The 20,863-nt window shown below is 69.8% G+C and carries 12 protein-coding genes; 4 read left to right on the top strand and 8 right to left on the bottom strand.

Going from position 1 to position 20,863, the window contains the following annotated elements:
* Positions 1–32: 32 nt before the first annotated feature.
* The 5 genes from HEK131_RS21150 to ngcE form a co-directional block, all read right to left on the bottom strand.
* On the bottom strand, positions 33–1,136 hold the full coding sequence (locus HEK131_RS21150; RefSeq protein ID WP_244452092.1) for a sugar ABC transporter substrate-binding protein: 1,104 nt from the start codon (positions 1,134–1,136) through the stop codon (positions 33–35).
* Positions 1,137–1,269: 133 nt separating this feature from the next.
* Entirely contained in the window at positions 1,270–2,481 is a 1,212-nt protein-coding gene (locus HEK131_RS21155; protein WP_217463312.1) for an ROK family transcriptional regulator, read from the bottom strand.
* A 360-nt stretch (positions 2,482–2,841) separates the two neighbouring features.
* Complete coding sequence (locus tag HEK131_RS21160) at positions 2,842–3,771, bottom strand: carbohydrate ABC transporter permease (RefSeq protein ID WP_244336571.1); 930 nt, start codon at positions 3,769–3,771, stop codon at positions 2,842–2,844.
* Between the two features lie 6 nt (positions 3,772–3,777).
* Positions 3,778–4,704: a carbohydrate ABC transporter permease gene (locus HEK131_RS21165; protein WP_217463314.1), complete on the bottom strand. Its 927-nt coding sequence runs from the start codon at positions 4,702–4,704 to the stop codon at positions 3,778–3,780.
* A 61-nt stretch (positions 4,705–4,765) separates the two neighbouring features.
* Positions 4,766–6,214 (bottom strand): N-acetylglucosamine/diacetylchitobiose ABC transporter substrate-binding protein, encoded by a 1,449-nt coding sequence (gene ngcE, locus HEK131_RS21170; protein WP_244336572.1) that lies wholly within the window; start codon positions 6,212–6,214, stop codon positions 4,766–4,768.
* Between the two features lie 341 nt (positions 6,215–6,555).
* Between ngcE and HEK131_RS21175 the strand changes: the two genes are divergently transcribed.
* From HEK131_RS21175 to HEK131_RS21190, 4 genes are all read left to right on the top strand, one after another.
* Entirely contained in the window at positions 6,556–10,359 is a 3,804-nt protein-coding gene (locus tag HEK131_RS21175) for a GH92 family glycosyl hydrolase (RefSeq protein WP_244336573.1), read from the top strand.
* Between the two features lie 149 nt (positions 10,360–10,508).
* Entirely contained in the window at positions 10,509–12,224 is a 1,716-nt protein-coding gene (locus HEK131_RS21180) for a diacylglycerol kinase family protein (RefSeq protein ID WP_432215656.1), read from the top strand.
* 1 nt (position 12,225) lies between these two features.
* Positions 12,226–13,179, top strand: coding sequence for a YihY/virulence factor BrkB family protein (locus HEK131_RS21185; RefSeq protein ID WP_161148418.1), 954 nt, complete (start codon positions 12,226–12,228; stop codon positions 13,177–13,179).
* Positions 13,179–13,943: a phosphatase PAP2 family protein gene (locus tag HEK131_RS21190; RefSeq protein ID WP_244336574.1), complete on the top strand. Its 765-nt coding sequence runs from the start codon at positions 13,179–13,181 to the stop codon at positions 13,941–13,943. The genes HEK131_RS21185 and HEK131_RS21190 overlap by 1 nt, the downstream gene beginning before the upstream one ends.
* 7 nt (positions 13,944–13,950) lie before the next feature.
* Here HEK131_RS21190 and HEK131_RS21195 read toward each other — a convergent pair whose 3' ends face one another.
* From HEK131_RS21195 to acnA, 3 genes are all read right to left on the bottom strand, one after another.
* A complete protein-coding gene (locus tag HEK131_RS21195) occupies positions 13,951–14,376 on the bottom strand; it encodes a DUF6003 family protein (protein WP_217463319.1) in 426 nt (141 codons plus the stop codon).
* 90 nt (positions 14,377–14,466) lie between these two features.
* Positions 14,467–17,733, bottom strand: coding sequence for a GH92 family glycosyl hydrolase (locus HEK131_RS21200; protein ID WP_244336575.1), 3,267 nt, complete (start codon positions 17,731–17,733; stop codon positions 14,467–14,469).
* A 386-nt stretch (positions 17,734–18,119) separates the two neighbouring features.
* Positions 18,120–20,837, bottom strand: coding sequence for an aconitate hydratase AcnA (acnA, locus tag HEK131_RS21205; RefSeq protein ID WP_217463321.1), 2,718 nt, complete (start codon positions 20,835–20,837; stop codon positions 18,120–18,122).
* Between the last annotated feature and the right edge of the window lie 26 nt (positions 20,838–20,863).

The raw sequence follows: 20,863 nt of genomic DNA on the forward strand, positions 1-20,863 counted from the left end.
CCGGTCGGCGGGGTGGAGAAGGGGTCCGTCGGTTACTTCAGGCCGGCCTTGGCGCAGGCGGCCTTGTACTGGGCGGTGCAGATGTCGTTCACCGTGTAGACGCCGTCCTTGAGGACGGTGTCCTTGATGTTGTCCTTGGTCAGCGAGGTGACCGGGACCAGGATCGACGGGACGGCCTTGGTGGTGGGGCTGTCGACCTTGTCCTTGGCGACGGTGTCCAGCGACTTGCCCTGCGCCAGGTTGACGGCCATCTCCGCGGCGGCGTCGGCCTCCGGGGCGTACGGCTTGTAGACGCTCATGAACTGCGAACCGGCGACGATCCGCTGCACACCCGCGAGCTCGGCGTCCTGGCCGGTGACCGGGACGTCGGCGATGCCCGCGGCCTTGAGGGCGGTGATGATACCGCCGGCCATGCCGTCGTTGGCGGAGTAGACGCCGACGATGTTCTTCTTGCCCAGGGCCGAGATGGCGCCCTCCATGTTGGAGTTGGCGTTCTCCGGCTTCCACTCCTTGGTGTCGTACTCCTTCCCGACGTTCACCTTGCCGTCGAGGACGTCGTGCGCGCCCTTCTTGAACTGCGCGGCGTTCGGGTCCGTGGAGGAGCCGTTCATCATGACGATCTTGCCGGACTTGGCCTTGGAGCCCAGGGCCTTCAGGAGGGCCTCGCCCTGCGTCTTGCCGACGGTCTCGTTGTCGAACGAGGTGTAGGCGTCGATCGGGCCCTGCGCCAGGCGGTCGTAGGCCACGACCGGGATGCCGGCGTCCTTGGCCTTCTGCACCGAGTTCTTGATCGCAGCGGCGTCCACCGCGTCGATGATCAGGACGTCCACCTTGTTGGTGATCATGGTGTCGACCTGCTGGTTCTGCTGGGTCGCGTCCTGCTTGGCGTTGGCGTAGACGACCTTGCCCTTGCCGTTCGTCAGCTCCGAGACCTTCTTCTCGATCAGCGGACGGTCGAACTTCTCGTAACGCGCGGTCTGGTTCTCCGGCAGGAGCAGACCGACAGTGATCGCGTCGCCCTTCTTCTTGCTGTCCTCGGACTTGGCGGCACCGCCGCCGGACTCCTTGGCACTGCCACAGGCGGCGAGCGAGACGGCCATGGCACCAGCAGCAACGGCGAAGGCCGCACGACGCATACGCGTGTTCACTTCAGAAACCTCCCTGACGAGGCCGCGTCGTTGCGGCCGAGGTGGCTGGAAGTCAACTCGGCCACGCGTTCGGCGTCAAGAAGTAAATCCTTAACGAGATGGCAACGGTGCCATCCGTTATCTAAGTGAAGACAGGAGCGACCACGGGGAGCGAGGCCGTGGCCGAGCCGTCGAGCAGGGTCGAATCGCCCATTTCGCTCAGCGCCAGCGCGAGCGCCCCGAGCACCTCGGCGCGGCCCCCAAGTGCCCCTGGAAGTACGGACAGTTGACGCCCCGCGCTGGGGATCGCATAGCGTCCCACGGACTCCCTGATGGGGGCCAGCACCAGCTCCCCGGCCTCGGCGAGATCGCCGCCCAGGACGACCCGGCTGGGGTTCAGCAGGTTGCAGAGGTTCGCCACGCCGCTGCCGATGTGCCGGCCCACGTCGGCGATGACACGGCGGCAGCCGGGGTCCCCGTCCCTGGCGAGCCGGACGACGCCCTCCATGGTCAGGGAGGTGCCGTGACTCGGCTGGAGCAGCGGCAGGACGTAGCGCGCGGCCGTGAAGGTCTCCAGGCAGCCACGGTTGCCGCAGCGGCACACCGGGCCCGACTCGTCGATGGTGATGTGGCCGATCTCGCCGGCCGTGCCGCCCGGTCCCCGGTAGATCTGCCCGTTGATCACCAGGCCCGCCCCGACCCCGCTGGCCACCTTGATGTAGGCCAGGTCGCGGACGCCCCTGCCGCTGCCCCAGACCAGCTCGCCGAGGGCGCCCAGGTTGGCGTCGTTGTCCACGTGCACGGGCACGCCGAGCCGCTCGCGCAGCTCCTCGGCGGGCCGGGTGCCGCCCCAGCCGGGCAGGATCGAGGTGGACCCCAGGGTGCCCGACTCCACGTCGATGGGGCCCGGTACGCCGAGCCCGACGCCCGCCACCTTGCCCCGGTCCACGCCGGTCGCGGCGATCAGCCGGTCGACCAGCTCCTCGGCGCGGTCGAACCCTTGGGTCGAGGAGGCGTCCACGTCCAGCGGCTCGGACTCCTCGGCCAGCACCTGGTGCGCCAGGTTGCCGATCGCCACGCGCAGGTGGGTGTGGCCGAAGTCGATGCCGATGACTATCCCGGCGTCCCCGCTCAGCGACACGCTGCGGGCCCGGCGCCCCCCGGCCGAGGTGGGGGTGACCTCGACGGTCCCGCCGTCCTTCAGCTCCCGGACGATGTTGGAGACCGTCGCGGCGGAAAGGCCGGTCGCGCGGGCGATCTCCGCCTGCGTGAGCGACCCGGCCAGCCGCACCGCCCGTACGACTCTTTCCAGGTTGGCTCGGTGCAGCGACGACTGCGACCCCGGAGTCTCCATCGACCCATCCACTCCCGACATAGGCGGGCGGCCCCATCGCCACCCGTGGCCCAGGTCACATCTGCGGAACCGGGCCACTTACAAGTTATGAACTCCAAGCTCTGCTGAAGGGGTAACCGCAGTCAAGTCCTTGACGGAAATCGCTGACACTCGCCGCGTTCCGCCGTTCCTCCCCGGAGGAGGTTTCATCGCGTGACGGAGCTGTGACCAGGAGTGGCTTCACCGGCTGACGACAGGGTTCGCGCGTGGTGATCGGTAACGATCGCAAAGTGACCATCGGTGTCCGGACGTGGACCGGCCCCGGTGGGGCACACCGGGGCCGGTCGGAGGATCGAAGCGGGACAGGGGCGCGGGCCGGAGCTACTTCAGCGCCCCCGCCGTCAGTCCCGCCACCACCTGGCGCTGGAAGACGATGTACGCGGCCAGCACCGGGAGCATCGCCATCACCAGGCCCGCGAAGAGGCCGGACCAGTCGCCCTTGTAGCCCTGGCTGACGGCGAGTTGGACGAGTCCCTGGGTGAGGACCTTCTTGTCCGGGTCGGTGTTCAGCACCGTCGGCAGCATGTACTGGTTCCACTGGCCGAGGAAGTTGAAGATGCCGACGCTGATCAGGCCCGGCTTGGCCATCGGCAGCATGATCTGGAAGAAGGTCCGGGAGTGCGAGGCACCGTCGACGAAGGCCGCCTCCGCCACCGAGGTGGGCAGGGTGCGGAAGAAAGCGGTCAGGAAGAACACCGTGAACGGCAGCGAGTAGGCGATGTAGACCAGGATCAGTCCGTGGATCGTGTTCAGCAGGCCCATGCTGTTCACGACATAGAACAACGGGACCAGCGCAAGCATGATCGGGAAGCTCATGCCGCCGACGAACAGGTAGTAGATGAAGCGGTTGCCCGGGAAGTCGAAGCGGGCCAGCACATAGGCCGCCATCGAGCCCAGCACCAGGGTGCCGATCAGCGAACCACCCACCACCAGAACGGTGTTGAGGAAGTAGTCGCCCATGTTCGCCTGGGTCCAGGCGCGCGACCAGTTCTCGAAGTGCAGCTTGTCCGGCAGCGCCCAGGGCGAGCCGAAGATGGAGCTGTCGTCCTTGAAGGAGGTCATCACCGCCCACAGCAGCGGCAGGACGACCATGACCGCCCAGATGACCAGCACCCCGTGGGAGAAGACGTTGAGGACCGTGCCCTCGGTACGGCGGGCTCCTGGGCGGGCGGGGGGCACGTGGGTTTTCACGACGGGCGCGGGCGGCGGGGCGGGAGCGTCGGTGGTCTTCGTGGTCTTCGTGGTCTTCATGGGGTCTCAGTACTCCAGCCGCTCGCGGCGGCCCAGCCGCATCACGATCGCGGCGAACGCGAGCGTGACGACCAGCAGGGCGACACCGATGGTGGTGGCGTAGGCGGCCTGACCGTCCCGGAACGCCTTCTGGTACACGTAGAGGACCATCACCGTGGTCGAGTAGTCGGGGCCGCCCGGACCGGTCGTCATGATCTGTACGACCGCGAACGACTCGGCGCCCAGCGCGAGGATGCCCATGTAGACCCAGCCGGACTGCACGGTGTCCCACAGCAGCGGCAGGGTGACCCGGAAGAAGGTGGTGGCGCGGCCGGCCCCGTCCAGCAGGGCCGCCTCGTACAGCTCGGCCGGGATCGAGGCCATGCCCGCGGAGAACAGGACGACGAAGAAGCCGGTCGTGGACCAGACCAGCACCGCCATCACGCACCACAGCGCGAGGTCCGGGTCGCCCAGCCACAGCGGCTGGAGGCCGCCCAGCCCGATGCCGCGCAGGAACGAGTTGATCGCGCCGCTGTCGGGGTTGTAGGCGAAGGCGAAGAGCAGGGCGACGATGGCGATCGAGAGCACCTGCGGGAAGAAATAGACGATCTTGTAGAAACCGGAGCCGCGGACCCCGGATATCACCGGTCCGCCCCTCCGGCGCCGGCCGCCCACATTGATCATGAAGGCGAAGAACAGGGCCATGCCGATCGTCACCAGCGGCAGCAGCAGCGCGAAGAGCAGGCTGTGCGTCAACGACTTCCAGAAGATGTCGTCGTGCAGCATCCGGGTGTAGTTGTCGGCACCGACCATGCTGAATTCGGGGCTCAGGCCGGTCCAGTCCGTGAACGAGTAGTAGATGGACTGGATGAACGGCCAGATGACGAAGAGTGCGTAGAGCCCGAGCGGGGCCGCGAGGAACCCCGTGATGAACCCGTACTTGCCGTGCTGCATTGCCGGACGACCCCGTTCCTGGGACACGTGCTGCCGCTGGTGACGAACCCGTGAGGGGGTGTTACTTGTGCTTGTAGTGCTTGATGGAGGAGTCCTTGGCCGCCTCGTCGGCGAAGCCCTGGATCTTCTTGACCGCCTCGGCGGGGGTGATCCGGCCGGCCATCATCTCGCCGAGGCCGCCGACGCCGATCTTCTCCTTCTCCAACTGGACGTACCAGTCCGGGATGCGCGGGTTCACCACGTTGCCCCCGGCCTTGTCCAGCGCCGCGACGCCCGCCTTCAGACCGGGGGTCAGCTCGATGCCGTCGATGCCGCCGTTGAGCGCGGAGAGCGACTTCACCTTGGAGGTGAAGTTCCGCGAGGACGCCTCGGAGAGCATGACGCGCAGTTGCTCCATGCCACCCTCGGGGTTGGCCGCCTTGGCCGGGACGACGAAGGGCTCACCGCCGGAGGCCCAGATGGTGCCGAACGGCAGCTTGTCGGAGCTGTCGAGCCCGGTGGGCGCGGAGACCGCCAGATCGAAGTCGGCCGGGATGACGTTGGCCGACTCGTTCTCCACCCAGGAGCCGTTCGGGATGAACAACGCCTTGCCCTTGGCCCAGGCGGTCTGCGACTGGATGTGGTCGAGACCGGGCGTGCCGCGCAGTATGTAGCCCTTCTTGAACAGCTCGTAGTACGCCTCGAAACACGCCTTGACGGCCGGGTGCTTCCAGGCGTTCGGCTCCAGGTTGTCGATGGAGTCCAGCACCTCGCGCCCGCCGACCTTGGCGATCATCGGGTAGAGCGAGAAGGGGAGGTAGTACGGGTACTTGCCCGCGTAGGTCCAGCCCGCGATGCCCTTCTTCTTGGCCTTGGCGCAGACCTTGAGCATCTCGTCCCAGGTCTCGGGGTACTTCTCGTCCAGCCCGTCCAGCGCCTTCTGGGAGTACCAGACGCCGTACACGGTGTAGGCGTAGTTCAGGATCCACACCGGGTCGCCGTCGAACTGGCCCATCTCCACGATGCCGGGGCGCAGGGTGTCGCGGACCTTCTTGGACGGGTCGTCGTAGGACGGCGCGTCCAGCAGCGGGGTGAGGTCGGCGAGCTGCTTCTTGCCGACCAGGACGCCCATGTCCATCTGCTCGGCGCCGGAGTTGTCGATGAGGTCCGGCGGGGTGCCCTGGTTGAAGCGGGGCTGGAGGGTGGACTGGATCTTCTGGGTCGCGGAGAACTTCACCTCGGCCTTCGGGAAGTCCTTCTCGTACAGCTTGACCGCGTCCTCGGCGTACTCCTTGCCGAAACCGCCGTCGAAGAGGACGAATTCCAGCTTGGCGCTGTCATTGACGCCCAGCGGGTTCTTCGCGGTCTTCTTGCCCGCCTTCGCCTTGTTCTGTCCGTCGCCGCCACTGCTCGCGCAGGCCGACAGCAGCCCCATTCCGGGGGCGGCCACCAGGCCGAGTGCGGCGGTGCGCTTGATCAGATCACGACGGCCGACACCTTCGCCACCATGCTGTGCTGCGGTAGACCCCATGCTCAAGTCCTCGCCTTCTCCAGGACTCAGGCGGTGAACCGGATCTCCCCCCGGCACCGCGGTCGGGTTGTGCTGGCTCGTGCAGGAAACGCCGACAGGTATAGTCCACTTCCCGCCAATGGGGCAAGATCGAATACAAGGTAGGCCGCCGGTCTTTTCCGAGTTGAGACCTGGTGGAAATATCGCCGGGCTCCGCACGCCCTGCCGGATGAATTACCGATATAGCCCCCTGAATGCCACACTCAACACCCTTGACATCACGGGCCACTTGACCACCTACTGGTTCCTGCGCAGCAAGTTGACAACGTTGTCCGCCAAGAGCGCGGGAGGGGAATCCGTAGATGCAGCGGAGATCTCGGCACAGATGGACTCCGGCGGTCGTCCTCACGACCGCCTTTGTCATGGGCGTCGGCGCGCAAGGGGCGGCGGTCGCCGTGCCGTCCAAGGCCCCGGCCGCGGCGACGGAGTTCGCGTCCTCGTTCGAGTCCGGCGATCCGGCGCCCGACTGGCTGAACACCGTCGAGACCGGACCGGACGGCGCCAAGCGCTCCTCGGGCGTGGACGGCGGCTACAGCACCGGTATCCCGGGCAATGCCACCGACCACGTCACCGATCTGCGGGCGAGCGGGGAGAACACGGGCGGCGGCGAGGTGAAGGAGAACCTCACCGATGTCGATCCCGGTAGCAAATGGCTGACCTTCGCGCCCACCGGCTGGGTCGAGTTCGACCTGGACCAGCCGGTGAAGGTCGCCGCCTACGCGCTCACCTCGGCCAACGACCACGCCGAGCGCGACCCGAAGGACTGGCGGCTGGAGGGCTCGGCGGACGGCAAGGACTGGAAGACCCTCGACACCCGCACCGGCGAGAGCTTCCCGGACCGGTTCGGGACCAAGTCGTACCAGCTCACCGAACCGGCCGAGTACCAGCACTTCCGGCTCGAGGTGACGAAGAACAACGGCGCCTCCGACGCCCTCCAGCTCGCCGATGTGCAGTTCTCCACCGGCGGCGGTGACGGACCGGCGCCGCAGGACATGCTGGCCCTGGTCGACAAGGGCCCGAGCGGCTCCCCCACCGCCAAGGCGCGGGCCGGCTTCACCGGCACCCACGCGCTGCGCTACGCCGGACGGCACACCGCGGACGGCCGGGGCTACTCGTACGACAAGGTCTTCGACGTCGATGTCAAGGTGGCCCGCGACACCCGGCTGTCGTACCGCCTCTTCCCGTCGATGGCCGACGGCGACCGGGACTACGACGCCACCAACGTCAGCGTCGACCTGGCCTTCACCGACGGCACCTACCTCAGCTCGCTCGGCGCGACGGACCAGCACGGGTTCCCGCTGACTCCGAGCGGCCAGGGCGCGGCCAAGGGGCTGTACGTCAACCAGTGGAACGACGTGGCCTCCCGGATCGGTTCGGTGGCGGCGGGCAAGACCGTCGACCGGATCCTGGTGGCCTACGACTCCCCCAAGGGCCCGGCGAAGTTCCGGGGCTGGGTCGACGACGTGGCGCTGAAGCGGGTGGCGCCCGAGCGGCCCAAGGCGCATCTGTCGGACTACGCGCTGACCACGCGCGGCACCAACTCCAGCGGCAGCTTCTCGCGCGGCAACAACTTCCCGGCCGCCGCGATGCCGCACGGGTTCAACTTCTGGACCCCGGTGACCAACGCGTCCTCGCTGAGCTGGCTGTACGAGTACGCGCGGGCCAACAACGACGACAACCTGCCGACCGTGCAAGCGTTCAGCGCCAGCCATGAGCCGAGCCCGTGGATGGGCGACCGGCAGACCTTCCAGCTCATGCCGTCGGCCGCGAAGGGCACCCCGGACTCCGGCCGCGAGGCCCGTGAGCTGGCATTCCGGCACGAGAACGAGACGGCCCGGCCGTACTACTACGGGGTGAAGTTCGAGAACGGCCTGAAGGCCGAGATGACCCCGACCGACCACGCGGCCGTGCTGCGCTTCAGCTACCCCGGCGACGACGCGAGCGTGCTGTTCGACAACGTCACCGAGCAGGCGGGGCTCACCCTGGACAAGGAGCACGGGATCGTCACCGGCTACTCCGACGTGAAGTCGGGGCTGTCGACGGGCGCGACCCGGCTGTTCGTCTACGGCACCTTCGACAAGCCGGTGACCGAGGGCTCGTCCAGTGGGGTCAAGGGCTATCTGCGGTTCGCCGCGGGCGCCGACCGCACGGTGACCCTGCGCCTGGCGACCTCGCTGATCAGCCTGGACCAGGCGAAGGACAACCTGCGCCAGGAGGTCCCGGACGGCACCTCCTTCGACACCGTGAAGGCGCGCGCCCAGCGGGCCTGGGACAAGATCCTGGGCAAGGTCGAGGTGGAGGGCGCCACCCCGGAGCAGCTCACCACGCTGTACTCCAGCATGTACCGGCTGTACCTCTACCCGAACTCGGGCTTCGAGAAGGTCGACGGCAAGGACCGGTACGCCTCGCCGTTCTCCCCGATGCCGAACCCGGACACCCCGACGCACACCGGCGCCAAGATCGTCGACGGCAAGGTGTACGTCAACAACGGCTTCTGGGACACCTATCGCACCACCTGGCCCGCCTACTCCTTCTTCACGCCCTCACAGGCCGGCGAGATGGTCGACGGCTTCGTGCAGCAGTACAAGGACGGCGGCTGGACCTCCCGCTGGTCCTCCCCCGGCTACGCCGACCTGATGACCGGCACCTCCTCGGACGTGGCGTTCGCCGACGCCTACGTCAAGGGCGTGAAGTTCGACGCGAAGGCGGCGTACGACGCGGCGGTGAAGAACGCGACCGTGGTGCCGCCGAGTTCCGGTGTGGGCCGCAAGGGCATGAGCACCTCGCCCTTCCTCGGCTACACGAGCAGCGACACCCACGAGGGCCTGTCCTGGGCCATGGAGGGGTACGTCAACGACTACGGCATCGCCAAGATGGGCGAGGCGCTGTACGAGAAGACGGGCGAGAAGCGGTACCAGGAGGAGTCGCGGTACTTCCTCAACCGGGCCCGCGACTACGTCAACCTCTACGACTCCGAGGCCGGTTTCTTCCAGGGCAAGGACGCCAAGGGCAACTGGCGCGTGGACTCCGCCAAGTACGACCCGCGCGTGTGGGGTTACGACTACACGGAGACCAACGGCTGGGGCTACGCCTTCACCGCCCCGCAGGACAGCCGCGGCCTGGCCAACCTGTACGGCGGCCGGGGCGGGCTCGGCGACAAGCTGGACGAGTACTTCGCCACCCCGGAGACGGCCTCCCCCGAGTACGTCGGCTCCTACGGCGGTGTCATCCACGAGATGACCGAGGCGCGGGACGTCCGGATGGGCATGTACGGCCACTCCAACCAGGTCGCGCACCACGTGATCTACATGTACGACGCGGCCGGCGAGCCGTGGAAGGCGCAGAAGAACGTGCGCGAGGCGCTGTCCCGCCTCTACACGGGCAGCGAGATCGGGCAGGGCTACCACGGCGACGAGGACAACGGCGAGCAGTCGGCCTGGTACCTCTTCTCCTCGCTCGGCTTCTACCCGCTGGTCATGGGCAGCGGCGAGTACGCCATCGGCTCCCCGCAGTTCAAGAAGGCGACCGTCCACCTGGAGAACGGGCGGGACCTGGTGATCAAGGCCCCACAGAACAGCGACCGCAACGTGTACATCCAAGGCGTCCGATTCAACGGCCGTTCCTGGAACTCCACCTCGCTCCCCCACTCCCTGCTGTCGAAGGGCGGGGTGCTGGAGTTCTCGATGGGCGCCAAGCCGTCGTCGTGGGGCTCGGGCAAGGGCGCCGCTCCGGTGTCGGTCACCGAGGACGACAAGGTGCCGACCCCGCGCGCGGACGTGCTGAAGGGCGAGGGCCCGCTGTTCGACAACACCTCGGCGACGAGCGCGGCGGTCACCTCGGTGGACCTGCCGGCCGGTGCCCCGGCCAAGGCCGTGCAGTACACGCTGACCTCGTCGGCGGACCGTGCCAAGGCGCCGACGGGCTGGACCCTCCAGGGCTCTACGGACGGCACGTCCTGGCAGACGCTGGACAAGCGCTCGGGTGAATCCTTCGCCTGGGACCGCCAGACCCGGGCGTTCAGCGTGAGCGCGCCGGGTTCGTACACCAGGTACCGGCTGGTGCTGGACGGGGAGTCGACGCTGGCGGAGGTGGAACTGCTGGCCTGACGGCTCCTCCTGGACGGACGAAGGGGCGGTTCCCTCGGGGACCGCCCCTTCCTCGTGCCGTCTGCTCCGGCGATGAGGGGGCATTAGCCGGTGGGTCGGGCCCGCGCGGTCCGGCCCGACCCCGCCGACCGAGCCGAGGAGCGACAGCGATGCCGACCGCCGTACCGGAGAGATCTGCCGGACTGCCCGAGGACGGGCCCCGCCCCGCGAAGGCAGCCGCCGCCGGACGCCCCCGCGAGATGCCGCGCGGCGTGGCCCGGGCTGCCGCGTCCATCGGCGCCCTGGCCGTGTGCCAGGCCGTGCTGATGATCGGCGTGGGCTTCCTGATCACCGGCCCCGCCCGGCACCTGTGGCCGATGACGGCCGAGGACGGCGTCAACCGGGGCCTGGAGCGGCTGCGCACCTCCACCCTGACCACGCTGTCCTCGATCGGGTCCGAGCTGGGCAACACGGGCACCGTGATCGGGGTGACGCTGGCGGCCTGCCTGGCGCTGATCCTGATACCCAGGCTGCCGATGTGGCGTCAGGCGTCGTTCCTGGCGCTCGGGGTCGCCCTCCAGTCGCTGGTGTTCCTGGTCATCACCATCGCGGTGGACCGCCAGCGCCCCGACGTGCACCGGCTCGACGGCTCCCTGCCGACCTCCAGCTACACCTCCGGCCACACCGGCGCCGCCACCGCCGTCTACGGCGGTCTCGCCGTCCTCGTGCTGTCCCGCGTACGGAACCCCTGGCGGCGCGTGCTGGCCGCGCTGCTGCTCCTGCTGCCGGTCATCGTGGGCGTCTCCCGCCTGTACCGGGGCATGCACCACCCCACCGACGTGCTCGGCGGCATGGTCAACGGCGCGCTGGCCCTGCTGATCGTGGGGCACGCCCTGCTCCGCGACGGCCGGGTCTCGGCGCCCTCCGCCCTGCCCGTCGTCCCCGAGGCGGCCCGCGCCGAGCGGCTGCCGGGCCGGGTCGCCGTGGTCGTCAACCCCACCACGGTCGACGAGAGCGCGCGGGACGAACTGCGCCGGGTCCTCGCCCAGCACGGCCACCACGAACCGGTGTTCATCGAGACGACGGCGGCCGACCCCGGCGGCGGCCAGACCGCCCAGGCGCTCGACGAGGGCGCCGCGCTGGTCGTGGTCTGCGGCGGCGACGGCACCGTACGCGCGGCCGCCGACCGGCTGGCCGACAGCGGTGTCCCGCTCGCCGTCGTGCCCTGCGGCACCGGCAACCTCCTCGCCCGCAACCTCGGTCTGCCGCTCTCCCCGGCCGAGGCCCTGGACGCCGCGCTCGGCGGCGCGCCCCGCGCCCTGGACCTCGCTCGGGTCGAGGGCGACGGCCTGCCCGCCACCCACTTCGCCGTCATGTCCGGCGTCGGCCTGGACGCCGCGATGATGAAGTACGCGGAGGATCACGACCGGGCCAAGTCCCTGCTGGGCTGGCCCGCCTACGTGCTCGCCGCCCCGAAGGCGATGCGCGGCCCCCGGATGCGCCTGAGCGTCCGCCTCGACGGGGCCGCGCCACTGCGCCGTACGGCCCGCATGGCGCTCGTCGGCAACACCGGCGCCCTCCAGGGCGGCCTGCGCCTGATCCCGGACGCCCGGCCCGACGACGGTGTGCTGGACCTGCTGATCCTCGACCCGCGGGGCCCCGGCGGCTGGCTGCGCACCCTGGGCACGCTGCTGCTGCACCGGAAGCGGGACGCACAGGAGGGCGACGGGCAGCCGGAGTTCCGCACCTTCCGCCGGGCCGAGTTCACCTTCGACGCACCCCAGCCCCGCGAGATCGACGGGGACCCGGTCGGGTCGGGACGCAGGCTGACCGTGGAGGTCAGGCCGGGCGCGCTGACCGTACTGGTCCCGGACCGGGAGGGCTGACATGGGCAGCGCCACCAAGGTCCCCGAGACCCGGGACATGAGCGGGGACGAACTCTCCGCCGACGAGGCGTGGGTGACCCTGCGCCGCTACGGCGGCTGGTCGCTGCTGCGCGACGCCTTCCTCCGCTTCCGCTACGCCGACGGGTTCAGCCATTCCCGCGCGCTCGCCCTCCAGACGGTGCTGGCGGTGATCCCGCTGGCCCTGGCGTTCGTCGGCCTGTCCACCAGCCTGCACACCGAGGACATCGGCAGGATGGCCGAGCTGACGATCCACCGGATCGCCGAGGGGCCCAGCGCGGAGGTGGTCGACGACGCGCTCGACCGCAGCCGTCGCAAGGCGGGCGACGGCGCCCAGGTCGCCCTCTGGTTCGGCGCGATCTTCTCCATCGTCAACGTCACCACGGCCATGTGCCAGATAGAGCGCGGCGCCAACCGCATATACGGCAACGAACGCGACCGGCCCTTCCACCTCAAGTACTCGCGCGGGCTGGTCATGGCGCTGTGCGCGGGGTTCCCGCTCGGCCTGGGCTTCATCGTCGTGGTCGCCGGGGACGACCTGGCCTCGGCCGCGGGCGCCGTCTACGGGCTCGGCTCCACCGCCCAGATGACGTGGAACGTGGTGCGCTGGCCCTTCGGGCTGCTGCTCGCCCTGATCTCCGCCAGCGCAATATTCCGGCGCTCCCCGCGCCGCAAGCAGCCGGGCTACACCTGGCTGGCCTTCGGCGCGGCGGTGTACCTGGTGCTCTGGACGACCCTGACCTGGGTGCTCACGCTGTACCTCGACCTGAGCGGCTCCTTCGACACCGTCTACGGTCCGCTCAGCGCCTTCATGTCCCTGCTGCTGTGGGCCTACCTGACCTCGGTGGCCCTGTTCCTCGGGCTGTCCTTCGCCGCGCAGTTGGAGGCGGCGCGCGGGCGGCGGCCCGAACCGATCCAACCCGATCCGGGGGTCTGATGCGCACGAGAACCACGACTCTGAAGGCCACCGACCGGCGGTTCGGCGTCCGGCTGCTCGCTGCGGCCGGGGTCGCCGCTGCCGCCGCCGTGCCGTTCGCGCTGCTGCTGGTCCTGGTGGAGGGGCAATGGCGGCCGCTTCGCGACCTCGACCGCGACGCGGCGAACGGCTTGCACCAGGTCGCCGTGGACCATCCCGCCTGGACGAGCACCCTGCGTGTGCTGTCCGACTACGTCTGGGACCCGCTGACCCTGCGCGTGGCCGTGGCGCTGCTGACCGGCTGGCTGCTGTGGCGCGGTGCCCGGCGGCTGGCCGCGTGGGCGGCGGCGACGGCGGTGGCCGGGGGGCTGATCGGCCTCGGGGTCAAGACGGTGGTCGAGCGGGCGCGGCCGGTGCTGGAGGACCCCGTGGCGCACGCGCCGGGCTATTCCTTCCCGTCCGGGCACGCGATGACGGCCACCACCTCGTTCGCGGTGTTCCTGCTGGTCCTGCTGCCCCTGGTGCCGCGCCGCGCCCGTGTCGTGTGCTGGGCCGTGGCGGTGCTGTCGGTGCTCGGGGTCGGCTTCACGCGGGTCGCGCTGGGCGTGCACTGGTTCAGCGACGTGCTCGGCGGGTGGCTGCTCGGGCTGGCCGTCGTCGTCCTGACCGGCCGGGCCTTCGAGGCGTGGCGGTCGGACACGGGCCGACGGCCCACGCACGTCGCGGAGGGGCTGGAGCCCGAACTCACCGGCCCGAGCCCCGAGCCGGACTCCGCCCCCCGCTGAAGACGCGTCACACGCCGGTCAGCCGGCCGATCTCCTGGGGGTCGAGCCCGGTCAGCCGGGCGATGCGCGGCGCCGGGACCCCGGCGGTCAGGGCCCGGTGCACCAGGGTCTCCCAGCCCTGCGTGGCGTCGCGGAAGTCCAGCAGTTCGCGCTCCATGTCGGTGACCGACTGGGGTGCGCACTCCTGCTGGACCCGGACCTCCTCCGCCTCGGTCAGCGGGATCGGCAGGCGTTCGGCCTCCTCGGGGATGAGGATCTCCGACCCCGCGGGCAGGATCCTCAACTGCTCGGAGGAGGGGGCCACGTCATGGGCGGAGATCCAGCCCCGCACGGCCGGGGTCTGGTCGCATTCCAGCGGGGCGACGGCGGCCATGGCCGCGCCGAGGCTCGGGTGACGGTCGGGGAGCAGGAAGAGGTAAGCCTCGTCGGCCATCGGGCGGTTCCGCCTTGTCGGTGTCGGTTTGGGTGCGGAGACAGATGCTACTGCCGCCGCACCACACCTTGGAGGCGGAACCGGCCCGGGTCAGCCCGTGGCGAGGCAGAACACGTGCAGGTCACCGCCGTCCGGCAGCTTCACGCTCCTGATCCTCTTGCCGTCCGGCGCGCTGAACGGCTTGGTGGCGAACACATAGGTGGCGACGGGGTCCTTGTCGGCGCCCGCGACGTTGCGGTACGCGGCCTTGGCGACGACCTCGTTGCCGTACTGGACGCTGCCGCCTCCCCCGCCGACGGTCCAGTCGGTGAAGGAGAGGTCGGCGGTGGAGGTGCTGCCGTCGGTGTAGGTGACGGTGGCCTTGGCCGACTGGTTGCCGTTGACGGCGCTGCCGATGAAGGCCAACGAGGCTGCCGGATCAGTGAGTTCGACGGTCTGGCCGTGGGCGGAGGCGTTGTCCGGACGGCCGGCGGGCGAGTCGGGCCAGGTGTAGGCGAGGCCGCCGACCGTGGCCTGCTTGCCCGCGGTGAGACCGGCGTCGGCGAGGGCCTGCTTCGAGTAACTCCAGCCGCCGCCGTCGTAGTCCGCCTCGTCGTGGTCTCCGGTGTCGTCCGAGACGCCGGTGTTGTCGTAGGCGGCCAGCAGGCTGCCGGGGGCGGCGACGGTCAGGGAGACGGGCTGCTCGTAGGAGGTGCTGCCCGAGGTCACCGTCACCTTGGCGGTGTAGAAGCCCTGGGTGGCGTCCTGGGCTGCGGTGAGGGTGATCCGTTGTGCCCCGCCGTTGACCGTGCCCTCCGCGGGGGTGGCGGTGACTCCGGCGGGCGTCTCGGTCCTGAAGCGGACCTCGGGGCCGGTGCCGCCGTTCAGTGACAGCGCCCGTACGTCGATCGTGGCGCTGTCGCCGGGGGCGAGGGTGGCGGTGGTCGGGCCGACGCCGATCTGGTACGGCTGCTCGCCCTGGCGGAAGGAGGGCGGCGGGGTCTTGGCGCCCCAGGCGCGGTTCGGGGTGGTGCCCAGCCGGTAGTCGAGCCGGCCGCCGTCCCGCACGAAGGACGCGGGCAGCCAGGCCCGGTCACTGGAGCGGCCGTCGACCTTCAGGGACTGGACGTACGGCGCGTCGGCGGCAGCGCCCTCGGCCCGGATCGAGATGTCGTTGCCGTGTGGACGCTTGATCTCCACCCGCTCGAACAGCGGTGAGGCCAGGACCAGTTCGGATCGCGAGGGCACCTGCGGGTACATGCCCATGGCCGAGAAGACGTACCAGGCCGACATCGCGCCGAGGTCGTCGTTGCCCGGGATGCCGCCCGGCCCGGTGGACCAGAGCTGCCGCATCGCCGCGCGGACGGTGTCCTGCGTCTTGTAGGGGGCGCCCGCGTAGGCGTACAGATAAGGCACGTTGATCGAGGGCTCGTTGTCCATCTCGGACTTGGCGCCGCCCTGGCCGGTGAAGGCCCACTTGCCGTCGGCGGTGTGGAAGAAGGAGTCCAGCCGGGCCAGCGCCTTGTCGGTGCCGCCCAGCGCGGCGAACAGTCCGGCCGGGTTGTGCTGGACCATCCAGGTGTACTGGGCGGCGCTGCCCTCCACGAAGCCGTTACCGGTGTCCGGGGTGAAGCCGGTCACCCAACTGCCGTCCGCCTTGCGGTTGGCGATGTAGCCGCCGGTGGAGTCGGCCGCGACGTTGAAGTTGTTCTGCCACCACTGGGCGCGTTCGGCGAACCGCTTCTCGGTCTTCTCCTCCCCTGCCGCCGCTGCCAGTTGCGAGAGGGAGAAGTCGGCGGTGGACATCTCCAGCGTCTCGGCGGCGCCGCCCCAGGCGTTGGAGACGCTGGGCATGTAGTGCTGCTTCAGGTACTTGTCGAGCGAGGGGCGCTGGCCCACGGACAGCACCGGCTTGCCGGCCGGGGACAGATCCTGCTCCGTGGGCACGGTGGCGGCCTTGACCAGGGACTTCAGGGCGCCCTTGAGGTCGAACCCGGTGCCGCCGAAGGCGTGGATGCCGGCGAGCGCGCTGGGCGAGGGGTCGCCGTTCATGACGTGGGTGCCGCCCGCGCCGTGCAGCCAGCGGTCCCAGATGCCGCCGTTCTGCCCGGCCAGCTCGTAGAGCGACTGGGCGATGTCGGAGCCGGTGCGCGGGTCGAGCAGGGTGAGCAACTGGACCTGGTCGCGGTAGACGTCCCAGCCGGAGAAGGTGCCGTACTGGGCGCGGTGGCCGTGTCCCACCCGGTGCACCTCGCCGTCGCTGCCCCGGTAGCGGCCGTCGGCGTCGCTGATGACGTTGGGGTGGAACAGGGCGTGGTAGAGCGCGGTGTAGAAGGTGGTGCGCTCGGCGTCGGTGCCGCCGCCGACCCGGATGGCCCCGAGCCGCTCCCGCCAGGCGGCGCGGGCGGCGTCCCGGACGGCGTCGAAGGAGCGGCGCGGGCCGTTCTCGGCGCGCAGGTTGGCCTCGGCGGCGTCCTGGCTGACGTAGGAGATACCGACCTTGACGTTCACCGGGCCCTCGCCGGGCGCGAACTCGACGTATCCTCCGGCGCCCTTTCCGGCGACGGGCCGGCCGCCGTGGGAGAAGCCGCCGGTGCCGCCGGAGGCGCTGGTGGAGCCGGGATTCAGCTTGTCGTCCTGCCAGGTACCGGTGGCCTTGAAGGCGCGGTCGAAGTGGGCGGTGAAGTACAGGGTGTAGTAGGAGCGTTGGCCCTCGGGGTCGAGGTAGCCGCAGAAGTTGCCGGAGGTGACGGAGCCGGAGACGGTACGGGTCGCGGGGTCGATGCTGACCTTCGAATCCTCCGAGCCCACCTCGGAGTTGGCGGTGCGCACGAGCAGCGAGGCGGGCTTTCCGGCGGGGTAGGAGAAGCGGGCCGAGCCGGTGCGGGCGGTCGCGGTCAGGTCGGCGGTGACTCCGGAGGCGAGGCCGAGCTTGTAGTGGCCGGGCTCGGCGGTCTCGTCGGTGTGCGTGAAGTCGGAGGCGTAGAGGGCGTCCTTGGTGTCGCTCGCCGGGGAGGAGGCGACCTCACCGGCGTACGGGAAGAAGGGGATGTCCCCGCTGCCGCCCGCGCAGCCGGTGCCGGACATGTGGGTGAGGCTGAAGCCCCGGACGCGGGTGGCGTCGTGGTGGTAACCGCCGGGCGCCGTGGTGCGGGTGGCGTCGCCTCTGGTGGTCTCCGGGCTCCAGGAGAGCATGCCGAAGGGCACCACGGCGCCGGGATAGGTGTCGCCGCCGTTGCTGGTGCCGATCAGCGGATCGACGTACGAGGTCGGGTCGTCGACGAGGCCGGGGGGTGCGGAGCCCGCCGCGAGGGCGGGGGTGGCGCCGCCCACCGCGAGCGCGGCGGCCAGCAGCAGGGGCATGGGTCTAAAACGCATCACGCGGCCCTTCCTCCTTGCGGACGGGTCGCGCACCACTGGTCGCACAAGCCGCAGGGACAGTAACGCGCGCCGGCCGCACCACGGAAGAGGGCCGCGCCCGCCCCACCTCATTGCCTCAAGTTGCTTGACATCGTTGTCCGTTGGGGCGGTAGAGTCAGGAACGGAATCACTAGACAACGTTGTCGCGCTCCACCTGGCGAGGCGCCCCGAAGCCCCGCCGCCACAAGCCGCTCAGCACCGCGCACGACCTCTGTCCGCTCCGGGCGGGCACCCCGTCCCCCCGGCCCCGCCCGGAGCACCCCCCGCGCCCGCTTCCCCGGGCACGGCGAAGGGCCGCACCCCCGTCACCGGGAGTGCGGCCCTCAACTGCGTTTCCTGCCCGCTTACTTACGGATCAGGTTGCGCAGCACGTACTGCATGATGCCGCCGTTGCGGTAGTAGTCGGCCTCGCCGGGGGTGTCGATGCGGACGACCGCGTCGAACTCCACACCGGTGTCGGTGGTGACCTTGACCGTGCGCGGGGTGGTGCCGTTGTTCAGCTCCTCGACACCGGTGAAGGAGAACGTCTCCTCGCCGGTCAGGCCGAGGGAGGCCGCGGTGGCACCCTCGGGGAACTGGAGCGGCAGCACGCCCATGCCGATGAGGTTCGAGCGGTGGATGCGCTCGTAGGACTCGGCGATGACGGCCTTGACGCCGAGCAGCGCGGTGCCCTTGGCGGCCCAGTCGCGGGACGAGCCGGAGCCGTACTCCTTGCCCGCCAGCACGACGAGCGGGATGCCCTGCTCGATGTAGTTGCGCGAGGCGTCGTAGATGAACGACACCGGCGCGTCGGCCTGGGTGAAGTCGCGGGTGTAGCCGCCCTCGGTGCCCGGCGCGATCTGGTTGCGCAGGCGGATGTTGGCGAAGGTGCCGCGGATCATGACCTCGTGGTTGCCACGGCGCGAGCCGTAGGAGTTGAAGTCACGACGCTCCACACCGTGCTCGGTGAGGTACTTGCCCGCCGGGGTGTCGGCCTTGATGGCGCCGGCCGGGGAGATGTGGTCGGTGGTGACCGAGTCGCCCAGCTTGGCCAGCACACGGGCACCGGAGATGTCGGTGACCGGGGCGGGCTCCATGCCCATGCCCTCGAAGTAGGGGGGCTTGCGGACGTAGGTGGACTCCGCGTCCCACTCGAAGGTGTTGCCGGTCGGGATCGGCAGCGCCTGCCACTGGGCGTCGCCCGCGAAGACGTCCTGGTAGGACTTGTTGAACATGTCCTCGCCGATGGCGTTCGCCACGACGTCGTTGACCTCGGCCTCGGTCGGCCAGACGTCGGCCAGGTAGACCGGCTTGCCGTCCTGGTCGGTGCCGAGGGCGTCCTTGGTGATGTCCACCTTCATGGAACCCGCGAGGGCGTACGCGACGACCAGCGGCGGGGAGGCCAGGTAGTTCATCTTGACGTCGGGGTTGATGCGGCCCTCGAAGTTGCGGTTGCCCGAGAGGACCGAGGTGACGGCGAGGTCGTGGTCGTTGACCGCCTTGGAGACCTCCTCCGGCAGCGGGCCGGAGTTGCCGATGCAGGTGGTGCAGCCGTAACCGACGAGGTTGAAGCCGACCTTGTCCAGGTACGGGGTAAGGCCCGCCTTGTCGAAGTAGTCGGTGACGACCTTCGAGCCCGGGGCAAGGGTGGTCTTGACCCACGGCTTGCGGGTCAGGCCCTTCTCCACGGCCTTCTTCGCGACGAGCGCGGCGGCGACCATGACGTACGGGTTCGACGTGTTGGTGCAGGAGGTGATGGCCGCGACCGTCACCGCACCGTGGTCGAGCTCGTAGGTCGTGCCGTCGGGGGCGGTCACGGTGACCGGGTTCGACGGGGTGCCGTTGGGGGCGACGGCCGGGGAGTCGGAGGCCGGGAAGGACTCCTTGCCCGCCTCGTCCACGACGTCGACGTAGTTGAGGACGTCCGTCTTGAACTGCTCGGCGGCGTTCGCGAGGACGATGCGGTCCTGCGGGCGCTTCGGGCCGGCGATCGAGGGGACGACGGTGGAGAGGTCGAGCTCCAGCTTCTCGGAGAAGTCGGGCTCGGCGGCCGGGTCGAGCCAGAGGCCCTGCTCCTTGGCGTACGCCTCGACCAGCGCGACCTGCTGCTCGTCGCGGCCGGTCAGGCGCAGGTACTTCAGGGTCTCGTCGTCGATCGGGAAGATCGCGGCGGTGGAGCCGAACTCCGGCGACATGTTGCCGATGGTGGCGCGGTTGGCCAGGGAGGTGGCGGCCACACCCTCGCCGTAGAACTCGACGAACTTGCCGACCACACCGTGCTTGCGCAGCATCTCGGTGATGGTGAGCACCAGGTCGGTGGCGGTGGTGCCGGGCTTCAGCTCACCGGTGAGCTTGAAGCCGACGACGCGCGGGATGAGCATGGAGACCGGCTGGCCGAGCATCGCGGCCTCGGCCTCGATGCCGCCGACGCCCCAGCCCAGCACACCGAGGCCGTTGACCATGGTGGTGTGCGAGTCGGTGCCGACCAGGGTGTCGGGGTACGCCTGACCACCCCGGACCATGACGGTACGGGCCAGGTGCTCGATGTTCACCTGGTGGACGATGCCGGTGCCCGGCGGGACGACCTTGAAGTCGTCGAACGCGGTCTGGCCCCAGCGCAGGAACTGGTAGCGCTCCTTGTTGCGGCCGTACTCCAGCTCGACGTTCTGGCCGAAGGCTTCCTTCGTGCCGAACTTGTCGGCGATGACGGAGTGGTCGATGACCAGCTCGGCCGGGGAGAGCGGGTTGACCTTCGCCGGGTCACCGCCGAGCTCCTTGACGGCCTCACGCATCGTGGCGAGGTCCACGACACAGGGGACGCCGGTGAAGTCCTGCATGATCACGCGGGCCGGCGTGAACTGGATCTCCTGGCTGGGCTGGGCCTGGGAGTCCCAGCCCCCGAGGGCGCGGATGTGGTCGGCGGTGATGTTCGCGCCGTCCTCCGTGCGGAGCAGGTTCTCCAGCAGGACCTTCAGGCTGTAGGGCAGGCGGGCCGAGCCCTCGACCTTGTCCAGCCGGAAGATCTCGTACGACTCGTCGCCCACCTGCAGCGTGCTGCGGGCGTCGAAGCTGTTCGCCGACACGACAGTCTCCTTCTTTGATGTGCGCG

The sequence above is a fragment of the Streptomyces seoulensis genome (assembly GCF_022846655.1).
GTDB lineage: Bacteria > Actinomycetota > Actinomycetes > Streptomycetales > Streptomycetaceae > Streptomyces.